At 44.3% G+C, this 12,038-nt stretch carries 9 protein-coding genes; 3 read left to right on the top strand and 6 right to left on the bottom strand.

Translation table 11 applies throughout. The annotated features are described in order from the left end of the window. Positions 1-48 precede the first annotated feature (48 nt). A complete protein-coding gene (locus EAL2_RS04165) occupies positions 49-249 on the bottom strand; it encodes a cold shock domain-containing protein (RefSeq protein ID WP_025435155.1) in 201 nt (66 codons plus the stop codon). A 388-nt stretch (positions 250-637) separates the two neighbouring features. Here EAL2_RS04165 and typA point away from each other — a divergent pair, with 388 nt between their 5' ends. Beyond that, positions 638-2,455 (top strand): translational GTPase TypA, encoded by a 1,818-nt coding sequence (gene typA / locus EAL2_RS04160; protein ID WP_038601736.1) that lies wholly within the window; start codon positions 638-640, stop codon positions 2,453-2,455. Positions 2,456-2,540: 85 nt separating this feature from the next. On the opposite strand, the gene EAL2_RS04155 is transcribed toward typA, so the two are convergent. Then, complete coding sequence (locus EAL2_RS04155; protein WP_025435153.1) at positions 2,541-5,150, bottom strand: cation-translocating P-type ATPase; 2,610 nt, start codon at positions 5,148-5,150, stop codon at positions 2,541-2,543. Positions 5,151-5,362: 212 nt separating this feature from the next. After that, positions 5,363-6,487 carry a GNAT family protein gene (locus EAL2_RS04150; RefSeq protein ID WP_025435152.1) on the bottom strand — a complete coding sequence of 375 codons (1,125 nt, stop codon included), beginning with the start codon at positions 6,485-6,487 and terminating at the stop codon, positions 5,363-5,365. 285 nt (positions 6,488-6,772) lie between these two features. On the opposite strand from EAL2_RS04150, the gene EAL2_RS15020 reads away from it, so the two are divergent. Both EAL2_RS15020 and EAL2_RS04140 read left to right on the top strand, forming a co-directional pair. Next, entirely contained in the window at positions 6,773-7,258 is a 486-nt protein-coding gene (locus tag EAL2_RS15020; protein WP_025435151.1) for a PspC domain-containing protein, read from the top strand. Positions 7,259-7,264: 6 nt separating this feature from the next. Further along, on the top strand, positions 7,265-8,182 hold the full coding sequence (locus EAL2_RS04140) for a LiaI-LiaF-like domain-containing protein (RefSeq protein ID WP_025435150.1): 918 nt from the start codon (positions 7,265-7,267) through the stop codon (positions 8,180-8,182). Positions 8,183-8,288: 106 nt separating this feature from the next. Here the strand turns inward: EAL2_RS04140 and EAL2_RS04135 are convergent, their stop codons facing one another. Genes EAL2_RS04135 through EAL2_RS04125 form a run of 3 tightly spaced genes read right to left on the bottom strand, consistent with a single transcriptional unit; the run spans position 8,289 to position 11,878 of the window. Beyond that, positions 8,289-9,491: an electron transfer flavoprotein subunit alpha gene (locus EAL2_RS04135; protein WP_025435149.1), complete on the bottom strand. Its 1,203-nt coding sequence runs from the start codon at positions 9,489-9,491 to the stop codon at positions 8,289-8,291. Next, positions 9,491-10,297: an electron transfer flavoprotein subunit beta/FixA family protein gene (locus EAL2_RS04130; RefSeq protein WP_025435148.1), complete on the bottom strand. Its 807-nt coding sequence runs from the start codon at positions 10,295-10,297 to the stop codon at positions 9,491-9,493. Before EAL2_RS04130 ends, EAL2_RS04135 begins: the two co-directional genes overlap by 1 nt. 15 nt (positions 10,298-10,312) lie before the next feature. Continuing rightward, entirely contained in the window at positions 10,313-11,878 is a 1,566-nt protein-coding gene (locus EAL2_RS04125; RefSeq protein WP_025435147.1) for an FAD-binding oxidoreductase, read from the bottom strand. Between the last annotated feature and the right edge of the window lie 160 nt (positions 11,879-12,038).

Here is a 12,038-nt window from a genome sequence, read left to right as displayed (position 1 = left end):
ATAATAAAAAAACCCCGATGGACTTGTCATCCTCGGGGTTCTTGATTACTATCTTGAAACAGTTACCTTAGCAGCTTGAGGTCCTTTTGGTCCTTGAACTACTTCGAACTCAACTTCTTGTCCTTCTGCAAGTGTTTTGAATCCATCAACTTGGATTTCTGAGAAGTGTACGAAAACGTCTTTTCCGTCTTCTCCTGTTATAAATCCATAGCCTTTTTCTCCGTTAAACCATTTAACTGTACCTTTCATAATTGAAAACCTCCAAAAATTAAAATTCCTTTAATTCTAACAATTAATTTTTTGTAAACGTTAACCTGCAGGAATCCTTGAAGTTTCTAGCAAATATGTACTGAACAAAAAATCACATTGAGAATTAAATGCTATATTCAGTATATATTCAAAGCCATATTTTTGCAATACCTTTGACAATTATTTTTCTAAAATCCACAGTTGCTATAACCACGAAAAAAATATTCTATTTTTGGTTGAAATCCATATTTATAACATAAATTTAATTGAAATTTTTTCAAAACAAGTGTATCATTATAAAGTTGGTAATTTTTCAAGATTAAACGTGTCTGCATACGTGCTGCACACTTAATATAACTTAATATAAAAAAAGAGGTTGATCAGAATAATGAAGAAGAAGATAATCAATATCGCGGTAATTGCCCACGTTGACGCTGGCAAGTCGACACTTGTAGACGCTCTGCTTTCACAGGGCGGAGTTTTCAGGGAAAACGAAGAAGTGGTCGAGTGCATCATGGACAGCAACGACATCGAAAGAGAACGAGGAATAACAATATACTCTAAAAACTGTGCTATAGAGCATGACGGTATCAAGATAAACATAGTCGACACTCCAGGCCACGCCGATTTCTCATCAGAAGTTGAAAGGATTATGAAAACTGTCGACACTACAATACTTCTTGTGGATTCAAGCGAAGGTCCAATGCCTCAGACAAGGTTCGTGCTTCAAAAGGCGCTACAGAACGGACTAAGGCCAATACTTTTCATAAACAAGATAGACAAAAAAGACCAAAGAGCCGAAGAAGTCGTAGACATGACATTCGACCTGTTTGTTGAGCTTGACGCAAACGACGAGCAGCTGGACTTCCCTATAGTTTACGGAATAGCAAGGGAAGGCATTGCAAAGCTTGAAATGGAAGATGAAAGCAACAGCCTTGACCCACTTTTCGAGCTTATTAAAAATCATGTCAATCCGTATCCTGACATGGATGCTGATCCGCTTCAGCTTCAGATATCATCACTTGACTACGACGAGTATGTTGGAAGGCTTGGCATAGGCAGAATAACAAGGGGAACTCTTAAAAAAGGCCAGCAGGTAGCTGTTTCAAGAAGAGACGGTTCAGTTGTAAAAGCCAAGATTTCCAAAGTAATGGTTAACGAGGGCCTCAACAGAGTTGAGAAAGACGAGGCAAGCAGCGGCGATATAGTCATTCTTGCTGGAATAAGCGACATTTCAATAGGAGAAACTATATGCGACGTAGACCATGTAGACCCTATGGAGATGATAGAAATAGAGGAGCCTACTCTGGCTATGAACTTCCTTGTAAACGACTCGCCTTTCTGTGGCAAGTCAGGCAAATTCCTTACTTCAAGGCATCTTAAGGCGAGGCTTGAAAGAGAGCTTGAGGTCAACGTAGGCCTTAGAGTCGAAGAACTGGAAGGAAGGGACGGCTTCAAAGTTTCAGGCAGAGGCGAGCTTCACCTTTCAATACTTCTTGAAAACATGAGAAGGGAAGGCTATGAGCTTGGAGTTTCAAAACCTGAAGTTCTCTTCAAGAACATAGACGGCACTCTTTGCGAGCCGATGGAGAAAGTCATAGCGACAGTTCCAGATGAATTCTGCGGCACTGTAATATCGAGCCTCAACCAGAGAAAAGGTATTATGGAGACAATGCATTCAGAAAACGGCTACACAAAAATAGAGTACCTTGTTCCTACAAGAGGGCTGCTAGGCTACAGAAGCGGATTTATAAACGAGACTAGAGGCGAAGGAACGCTTGTCAAATCATTCCACTCATACCAGCCTCACTGTGGCGAAATCCAGGGCAGACTAAACGGCGTCCTTATATCTCAGGATGCAGGTGTCACAATGGCATACGCGCTTTTCAACCTCAGTGACAGGGCAACTATGCTTGTGGATCCTGCTGTGCCTGTATATGAAGGCATGCTTGTAGGCATAAACAGCAGAAAAGATGACATGGTTGTAAATGCCTGCAAGAACAAGAAACTTACTAACGTAAGAGCTTCAGGCTCTGACGATGCCATTAAGCTCAATGCCGCAAAATCATTTACACTTGAAGAAGCTCTTGAATTCATAGAAGATGATGAACTTGTGGAAGTAACTCCTGATTCTATAAGACTAAGAAAGAAGATACTAAACGCCAACGAAAGGGCTAAGTCTTACAAGTCAGGCAAGGCAGTATAGCCTATAGATTCATATTGAAAAAGCAAACAAAGGTGTACCCGCTTGATATTCTCAGGCAGGTACACCTTTTTAATTCAATAATATTTTATTTGTTTGATTTTACAAAAGCAAGCTTTGAAAGCTGTATAAGCACAAGCGGCATGGCCGAAAGTCCAAATATCGCAGCCAGCTGATTTCCTGTGAGAGGAGCCACTTCGAACACTCCCATGAGAGGCTTTATTTCAAGCACCGACATAAGCAGAACAAGTCCTATAATGGCAGCATACCAAACGTAAGGGTTTGTGAAGGCACCCACTGTGAATATAGACTCCCTTGCCCTACAGTTGAAACCATGTAGGAGCCTTGAAAGACAAAGCGTCGCAAATGCCATAGTGCTTGCAACTATATGTCCTCCACTTGAGAGACCTATGTGGAATGCCGTCATTGTAGCAATTGCAATCAAAATGCCTTCGTAAAGAATCTCCAGTGAAAACTGCTTGCTCAGCAGCGGAGCGCTAATGTCTCTTGGCTTGTCATTCATTATGTTTTTCTTGTATGGCTCCATGCCGATTGCTATAGCTGGAAGACTGTCTGTAAGAAGGTTTATAAACAGCAGGTGGACAGCCGCAAAAGGCACCGGCAAAGCCATAAACGATGCGTAAAGCACTGAGATTATACCGGCTGTATTTCCTGAAAGCAGGAATCTTATCGAATTTTTTATATTCTCATATATGCTTCTTCCGTTGGATATTGCTTTTACTATAGTGGAGAAATTGTCGTCTGTAAGCACCATGGACGATGCGTCCTTGGCAACCTCTGTTCCAGTTATACCCATTGCCACACCAATGTCAGACTGCTTTAGCGCAGGAGCGTCGTTTACTCCGTCGCCCGTCATCGCTACTATGTTTCCCTTTTTCTGCCACGCCCTTACTATCCTTATCTTATGCTCAGGAGATACCCTTGCATATACCGAAATATTCTCAACCTTTTCCCTAAGCTCTTCATCAGTCATGTCATCGAGCATCTGGCCTTCCATCGCCTCGGATTCGTGCTTTAATATTCCTATCTGCTTTGCTATAGCCGATGCTGTTATCTTATGGTCCCCGGTTATCATCACAGGCTTTATTCCAGCGCTTACGCAGGCCGCGACTGCCGAAGCCGACTCCTCCCTTGGAGGGTCCATCATCGATATCAGGCCAAGGAAGGTCATGCCATTTTCGTCGTCTACGCCGATTTCAACATTATCCCCAATTTCCTTGTATGCAAACGCAAGAACCCTGAGGCCATTTTCAGAAAAGCTCCTGTTTGCATCTTCTATTTCCTGTATGTCTTTGTCTGTTATGCCAGATATTCCACTGCATCTCTCTATTGATACAAGCCTCTTGGCAAGTACATCCACGGCCCCTTTAGTTACAAGCAGGGTTTTTCCGCCTATGCAATGCACCGTACTCATAAGCTTTCTTCCAGAATCGAAAGGTACCTCTCCTAGCCTTGGATACTCATCCCTCGTCTTAATCTCGTCAAAGTCGTACTTTTCTGCAAGATTCACTAGTGCTATCTCCGTAGGGTCGCCTATCTCCTTGTCGAATGCGGTCACAGCGTCGTTGCAAAGCACCGACATAAGCACAAGTTTTTTGTCCAGCTCTTTGCAGGTTTCTGCAGACTTGTCTTCTATGACTTTGCCGTCAACAAACAGCTTCTGCACTGTCATCTTGTTTTGCGTAAGCGTTCCAGTCTTGTCAGAGCATATTACAGATATGCTTCCAAGACTTTCCACGGCGTGAAGCTTTCTTATTATGGCGTTTTCCTTGGCCATCTTCTGAGTGCCTATCGCCAGAACTATTGTCACTATGGAACTTAGAGCTTCCGGTATGGCGGCTACTGCAAGCGCCACCGCAAACATGAATGAATCTATTATAGAGCCGCCCCTGAATATGTTGAGCGCAAATATGACTGCGCAGATTGCAAGTATTGCTATTGCAAGCTTCTTGCCGAAGTTGTCCAGATTTTCCTGGAGCGGTGTCTTTTTCTCCTGCGTGCTTTCAAGCAGATTTGCTATCTTACCTATTTCAGTTTCCATACCTATGCTGGTAACGGCGATAACGCCCCTGCCGTATGTTACAAAGCTGCCCGAGAACACCATGTTTTTCCGATCTCCAAGAGCTATGTTTTCTCCCTCTATAGCTTCTATCACCTTGTCTATGCTCTCGGATTCTCCTGTCAGTGAGCTTTCATTTATCTGAAGGCTGTATGTTTCAATTACCCTTCCGTCGGCACTTACATAGTCTCCAGCGTCAAGAAACAGTATATCTCCAACCATTACTTCTCTGGATGGTATTTCAATCTTTTTACCTTGTCTCAAAACCTTCGCCGTGGGCGATGAAAGAGCCTTGAGACTCTTAAGCGACTCCTCCGCCTTGACGTGCTGCACGGTTCCTAGTATTGCGTTTATTGTTATTACTACTACAATTACAGCCGAGCTTTCAAATTTTCCAAGGAATGCTGAAATTACAGCTGCAAATATAAGTATAATTACAAGAAAGTCTTTAAACTGTTCCAAAAACACCATCAGCGTGCTCTTTTTTTCCGCCTCAGTGAGCTCGTTATACCCGTACTCTTCTCTTCTTTTTTCTACTTCTGCGTTGCTAAGTCCGTCTTTGTCAGTGTTCAAGTGCAGCAGCGCCTCTTCTACGGTCTTTTGATAAAGCCTGTACATGGATTATATGCCCCTTTCATAGTATTAGTGTATGAATTGATTTTCTTTTGCAGCATGCAGTAGTATTTATGCTACTTACAGCCTTACATATATATGAACAATTCACATTATAATAATATATCACAAATGAAAAACACCTACAATTGCGGCACGATTAGAAATAGATTAAAAAACACCTGTACCAGGACAGGTGCTTTGAATGCCGCCAATGCTTACAGCCTGGCACATTCAAGATATATTTGCTTTCTATCTGTTTCACATTTGCCTGCAGAAGGCTTTTTCCAATCCACAGTATACACCCTGCTGCTGTATACTATCGGCGACATGCCTCTAAGCACAACGTCTACCTCACTCCCGTTTGATGCGCCCATAATAAAATAATCGAACTCTTTCTTAATCCTGGACAGCCCAGTGACAAGCGCTCTGATATATTGGGCATTGTCTTCACTCGCCGCATAGAACGACACAGTGAAATACCTTAGCGCTGAGCCTGGCTTTGGCATTCTTGGAATTCCAAGTGACGAAAGCAATGGAGATACTGCTTTGAGCACTCTGTATCGCCCCTTGTAGCCCATCAATATATGCTGCTTGTATTCGCTCTGATCCCATGCCGCAGCGCATGCCAGCAACTTTCCAGTGGACTTGTCCTTCAACACATAAAAATCGCTGTATTTAAGGGGAAAATCTGTTTCGCCATACAAGTCTTCTCTGCTAATGGCAGGGTAAAAGTCATGCAGCATGCCCTGTTCTTTGAAAATCCCCAGCATCGGCTCCACATCTGACTCACATGCCTGACTCAACTCTAAATCGTTGTGTAGTCCTTTTTCAGACAGATTCGTTCTTATACAGTGGACACTGTAGTCACCTGCATAATTGTAGTCAGGCATGGATTTTCTTTTCTTTTCAAACATATTTTGCGCATCTTTGTTGTCGCTTAGAATTGTCGTGTATACGTGCTCCACGCCTTTTCCCCTGAGAATATCCCCCATGTATTCGTATGCGGCAGGCAGGAGCCTTGGATATTTCTTTCTGTACTCTCCTGCCATCCCAAGCGCGAATATATACCCCACCTTATCCACGCTGCCTCCTATATACAGCCTGTTAATCGCACATGCTCCAAAACCTATGAAGTCGTCGGTTTCTCTGTCCCTGCATATGACGACCACGACATCTTCTCCCTCTTTTTTTAGCGAAAGCACGGCGTTTGGCCTCCGAGTATATAGTATGGATATTCCTCCCTTGAAATCCTCTTCCTCAAGCACCCTCAGTATGTGGCTGCTGTATTCTTCTCCCGCTATTTCGAACTTGAATCTTGAACTTCTATTTTGGTAGCTCATACACTCCATCTCCTACGGAAGCTCTAGCTTTTCATCGACTTCCTTTTAAAATCTAATATTTATTCATATGCAATTGTCAATCCTCATAATTTCGCGGTTTTTCAAATTATACCCTCACAGATTATACTGTAACGTTTTTGTGGGCTCTCCGTTTAATGTGATTACTATGGATATCTCTCTATCACGCATTATTTTTTCAATAAAATGGGTATGAATAATTTGTAGTGTTTCACAGAAATGACTATAATTTCATTACAAATCTCTGACATGATGGGAGTGATATGCATGGAGAAAAGATTATACCGTTCAAACAACAAGATAATTGCAGGTGTATGTGCGGGAATAGCCGAATATTTCGATATCGACCCAACGCTTGTAAGAATTGCATGGGCCCTTACTGCACTGCTCATGGGTTCTGGTGTGCTGGCCTATATCATATGCGCGATTGTCATACCTCAAAATCCAAACACATCCGCTGCGCAGCCTGCCTCGGCACGCCTCACAGCAGCTGGCGATGAGCTTGGAACGGAAACTGAAGATGCTGAAAGAACCGGTGAAAACCCAGAGAAACCACCTTCAACATCCGCACCTCAAATTTCACAAAAAAACTCCGATGATGTAAGCCTGATATTGGGGCTCCTTCTCATTGTCGTAGGCGGGCTTTTTCTCGCTCGTAAATTCTTCCACTGGCTGGACATGGGCATAGTGTGGGCCGGCATTCTTGTTGTTTTCGGACTATATCTGATTTTCAAGTCATCAAACAAGAGGTGAAATTAAATGAAAAACAATATGTTTATAGGGCTGGCCCTTATAGCGGCCGGATTGCTGCTTGGCCTTTATAACTTAGGATATATTAGCTGGTCGATTTGGATGGCCATCGCAGACCTGTGGCCGCTGGTATTCGTAGTAATAGGCGTCAGCATAATATTCAAGCATAAGCCATGGGTAAACGGCTTGGCATGGATTGTTTTCCTGGCTTCACTTGTCGCATACGGCTTCTATATGTCCTCTACATCACCCGGCACCTGGAGAAGCGGATTACCCGGCAGCCAGTTCAGAGAATATCAGGAGCGTTCATTTTCATACGACTACGGCGAGGACATAAAAAATGCCAAGCTGTCTTTGGAGCTTGGCGCGGGAAATATAACTGTTGCATCCGAGAGCAATAAGCTGTTGTCAGCAGCTACAACAAATCCATATATAGAAAGCAATCCTGTGATTGAAGGCGAAAATGCCAGCTTCGAATTTGCAACCGAAAGAATGGGCATGATGCCAATGGGAAGAGATTCCTATTCCTATGACTTCAGACTCGGCAGCAAGGCCATTTGGGATATCGAAGTCGACTGCGGAGCCATAGACTCGAATTTAGACCTTACTGAAATTCCTGTGAGCAGCCTGGACATAGATTCAGGCGCGGCAGACATTGAAATCAAAATAGGCAGTCTTCAAAAGGACAGCAGCATAAGCATCGATTCAGGGGCTTCAGACATAAGCATAACCGTCCCTGTTTCTTCCGGAGTAAGAGTCAGCTTAGATGCGGCACTTAAGTCAAACAACCTCGATTCACTCGCTTGGATCAAGAAAGACGATTATTATGAATCACCAAACTACGATCAGGCTGAGAACAAAATAAACATTGAACTCAATACGGGCGTTGGAAACTTCCAGTTAACCCAAACTGGCGAAAGTATATAGTTCATATCCCCAAAATGAAAAACTACCTCAAGACGGCATGATGTATTTGCCCTGTCATGTCAACTCTGGAGGTAGTTTTTTGTTTTGTCAATACAAAACATTAAAATCATTCTGCGGATTTTGCTTGTTTGGATTTAAGTTGAGCTATGAGCTCTTTTATTATTTCAGCCGAGTCACCGACTATGCCTATATTTGCAATCTTAAATATCGGAGCATCCTTGTCCTTGTTTATGGCAACTATGAAGTCCGAGGATGACATCCCCGCCACATGCTGAACTGCGCCCGATATTCCTGCGGCAATATAAAGCTTTGGAGCTACGGTTCTTCCGGTCTGGCCTACCTGATGGCTGTGATCGATCCATCCCGCATCAACTATAGGGCGTGATGCACCAACAGCGCCGTTTAAAAGTCTTGCAAGCTCTTCAACAAGCTCCAGATTCTTGGAATCGCATATACCGCGTCCTGCTGCCACTATAACCTCCGCATCTGATAGGGATGTTCCAAAGCCCTCCTCCTGTATACGCTCAAGCAGCCTCGCCTTTGGGGTTCCCGCCATCACAGGCAAGAACATGACAGTGCTCCCGCTCCTTCCAAAATCCGGCTCCGGCTTCTTCATAACCCTCGGCCTGACGGTAGCCATCTGAGGCCTTCTCGCCGGACATACTATGGAAGCCATGATGTTGCCTCCGAAGGCTGGCCTTGTCTGTACGAACATGCCGCTTTCCTCGTCTATGTCTAGTACAGTGCAGTCGGCAGTAAGACCTGTTTCAAGACTCGATGATATCCTTGGCGCAAGGCTTCTTCCATAAGCTGTAGCTCCTAGGAGAAATATCGACGGTCTGTGCTCTTCTGCCAGTTTTACACAAGCGTTAGCATAAAGCTCGTCGCTGAAATTCTCATATTCTTTGCCTTCCACAACGTATACAAAGTCTGCCCCGTACGCTATGAGCTCCCGTGCCCTTTCAGACACTCCGTCACCAATCAGAACAGCCGCTACACTCTCCCCCAGTCTGTCGGCCAGTCTTCGGGCGGCTCCAAGAAGCTCGAATGCAACTCCGGCTGTTTCGCCCCCTCTTTGCTCGGCAAACACCCAGACTCCCTTGTAAAGAGATATGTCCTGCTCGTAGCCCTGAATTCTTTCTATCTTGATGGCTCCAAACGGGCAGTTCCTTTCGCACGCTCCGCACATTACGCAGGCATCCCCTATTACCGCCTTATTGTTTTCCAAGGTTATGGCATTGAACGGGCATACGTTTATGCATTTGCCGCAGCCCACGCACTTTTCTTCTAAAACTATTATCTTTGCCATTATTCACCCTCCCCGCCAATTTCCATAAATCCGGCGTCAGCAAGAGCCTTTAAAGCTCCGATCGCCTGCTCTTTAGGGCTTCCGCTTATCATGCTCACACTTTTTTCATAGCTGGGGGCAAATGTCCTAAGCACCCATGTAGCCGACCCTTCAAGCCCTATATGCTTCATGTCAGCCATTACATCGTCTGCCCCCCATACATTAACGCCCTTTTCTCCAGCCCTGAAAAAACCTTCTATTGTAGGAAACCTTGGAATGTTAATTCCTTTTTCTACTGTAATCAGCGCCGGAAGCTCCACTTCTATTATTTCATATGCATCATCCACAAGCCTCTTCACCTTAAGCTTTTTATCAGACGCTTCTAGTATGGAAATCACGTAACTCACATGGGGAATGCCAAGTTTTTGCGCCAAGCTCGGACCAACCTGGGCAGTATCTCCGTCTATAGCCTGCTTTCCGCATATTATAAGGTCGTAGTCTCTTATTTTCTTTACTCCCAAGTAAAGGGAATATGCTGTAGCCAGAGAATCTGCACCTGCAAATCGTCTGTCGCTGAGAAGAAATGCCTCGTCAGCTCCGGCTGCCATGGCCTCCTTCAGCATTCCCTTGACCGCAGGAATACCCATACTAATAAGGCTCACCTTACCTCCTAGCTTTTCCTTTAATCTAACACCTTCCTCAAGCGCATATGAGTCGTATGGATTAATTATTGAATCCACACCTTCCCTTATTATTGTGTTCGTCTTCTTGTCCAGCTTTACCTCGCTTGTATCTGGAACCTGTTTTACGCAGACTATAATGTTCATATCCTCATCCCACCTTTAGCCGAATAGATTGCCCCTGTTTAGCCTGTTGCCGGGGTCGAATACCCTTTTTATTTTCATCATTGAATCAAGAACATCCTGACTGTACATCTTCCTTAGCATTGCCGCCTTAAACTTTCCAATGCCATGCTCTGCTGAAACTGTGCCGCCCATTTTTGCAACGGCCTCCGCCCATTCACCGTAAAGCTTTTTGCCTGTATCATATTCACTCATGCTCCTTGGCAATATGTTTACATGCAGATGGTTGTCCCCAATGTGCCCAAATATCACCGATTCAAGACCGGCGCTTTGTATGCCTTCATCATACATCCTCATTACGTCTCGCAGGAATCCTTGGGGAACAGCCATGTCGGTCCCCAACTTCGTAAGTGACGGTTCGCTTTTTCGCCTATCGTCTATGATACTGTTTACAAACTCTGGCACCGCATGTCTGAATTCCTTGAGCCTTTCCATGTCATGCTTTGAAACGGCAAGCCAAGTCTGCGCAAGATTTCCGCCGCAGTCTTCTATCAAAGCTGACAAAGCTTCAAGCATACCTTTGCCGGAATCCTCATCCATTGCATGCAGCTCCGCATATATCCCCGTGTGACATACAGGCGCAATCCTTTGTATGTCCGGAAGATGTCCCTTGTACATATTTGCCCTTATTAGCTCCAAAGCCAAGCAGTTGAAGAATTCTAAAGCTGCAGGTCTTCTTTCAAGCGTCTTGGCCACTTCAACAAAGTCTATCGCCTTTTCCTGGTCTGGAAAGAATGCCATGACGCCGTATATGCACGCTGGCTTTGGAATAAGCCCTATTTCAGCCTCTACAGTTATTCCGAGTGTACCTTCTGCGCCTATGAAAAGATCTATAACGTCCATGTCGCTTTCTAGATAGTAGCCGGAAGCGTTTTTAACATGGGGCATCTTATAGACATCCAGCTTTTCGCAAATTTCTCTCCCGCCTTGCGTAGTAAGTCTGAGTACCCCGCCTTCTATCCGTTCCCTGCCTCTTTTAAGGCTTATAGTATCTCCGTCTACAAGCATAACCTTGAGCGATTCTACGTGATTACGTGTAGCCCCATATTTGAATGACTTTGCGCCCGATGCATTGCAGGATATCATGCCTCCGATTGTGGCGCTTGTCTCTGTCGGATCAGGCGAAAAGAATCTGCCCTTTGATGATTTGAGCTCCTTTAGCGCATCCATCGACTCTGCGCTCCATTCAGATGTGTCAAATTCAAGCTTTGAAACAGCCCTGTTTATCTCCGAGAGCAAGACTCCCGGTTCGACTCTAAGAAAAAAGCAGTCCTTTTCACCGTCAAATCTCAGCCCCGATATCCTTGCCATTCTCGATAAATTTATGACATGACCTTCCATGGGCACTGCCCCTCCTGTAAGGCCCGTGCGTGCTCCTTGTAAGGTTACGGTTTCTGAGCTTTCAGCCAGTTTTTCAAGCACTCTCTTGAGCTCGGCTTCGCTTGTTGGAAATGAAATCGAATTAGCTTTTCCGAAAATCCTTGATTCATCCCTCATGTACTCGATGTATTCTTCCACGTCGTATCTTATGATATCGTTAGACATCCCGAAGACCTCCTATGCTGTACTTTTTATTAATCAGCTAAATGAATAATGCCCATTTCTAATGCTTTGAATCCGAAAAATCAATTTCCGTTGCTTTTGCTTTTTACGATTTGATTTTTTTGTTACAATTATATCATACTGTGGTTTGAATTCCCTATTT

This window comes from Peptoclostridium acidaminophilum DSM 3953, assembly GCF_000597865.1.
Taxonomy (GTDB): Bacteria; Bacillota; Clostridia; order Peptostreptococcales; family Peptostreptococcaceae; genus Peptoclostridium_A; species Peptoclostridium_A acidaminophilum.
Note: the sequence above shows the minus strand (reverse complement) of the source record. Positions and strands in the feature narration are given on the sequence as shown.

Bases quoted from the DNA above. Each gene is read 5' to 3' on its own strand.
- EAL2_RS04165 (WP_025435155.1), bottom strand. From the start codon at position 249: ATGAAAGGTACAGTTAAATGGTTTAACGGAGAAAAAGGCTATGGATTT.
- typA (WP_038601736.1), top strand. From the start codon at position 638: ATGAAGAAGAAGATAATCAATATCGCGGTAATTGCCCACGTTGACGCT.
- EAL2_RS04155 (WP_025435153.1), bottom strand. From the start codon at position 5,150: ATGTACAGGCTTTATCAAAAGACCGTAGAAGAGGCGCTGCTGCACTTG.
- EAL2_RS04150 (WP_025435152.1), bottom strand. From the start codon at position 6,487: ATGAGCTACCAAAATAGAAGTTCAAGATTCAAGTTCGAAATAGCGGGA.
- EAL2_RS15020 (WP_025435151.1), top strand. From the start codon at position 6,773: ATGGAGAAAAGATTATACCGTTCAAACAACAAGATAATTGCAGGTGTA.
- EAL2_RS04140 (WP_025435150.1), top strand. From the start codon at position 7,265: ATGAAAAACAATATGTTTATAGGGCTGGCCCTTATAGCGGCCGGATTG.
- EAL2_RS04135 (WP_025435149.1), bottom strand. From the start codon at position 9,491: ATGGCAAAGATAATAGTTTTAGAAGAAAAGTGCGTGGGCTGCGGCAAA.
- EAL2_RS04130 (WP_025435148.1), bottom strand. From the start codon at position 10,297: ATGAACATTATAGTCTGCGTAAAACAGGTTCCAGATACAAGCGAGGTA.
- EAL2_RS04125 (WP_025435147.1), bottom strand. From the start codon at position 11,878: ATGTCTAACGATATCATAAGATACGACGTGGAAGAATACATCGAGTAC.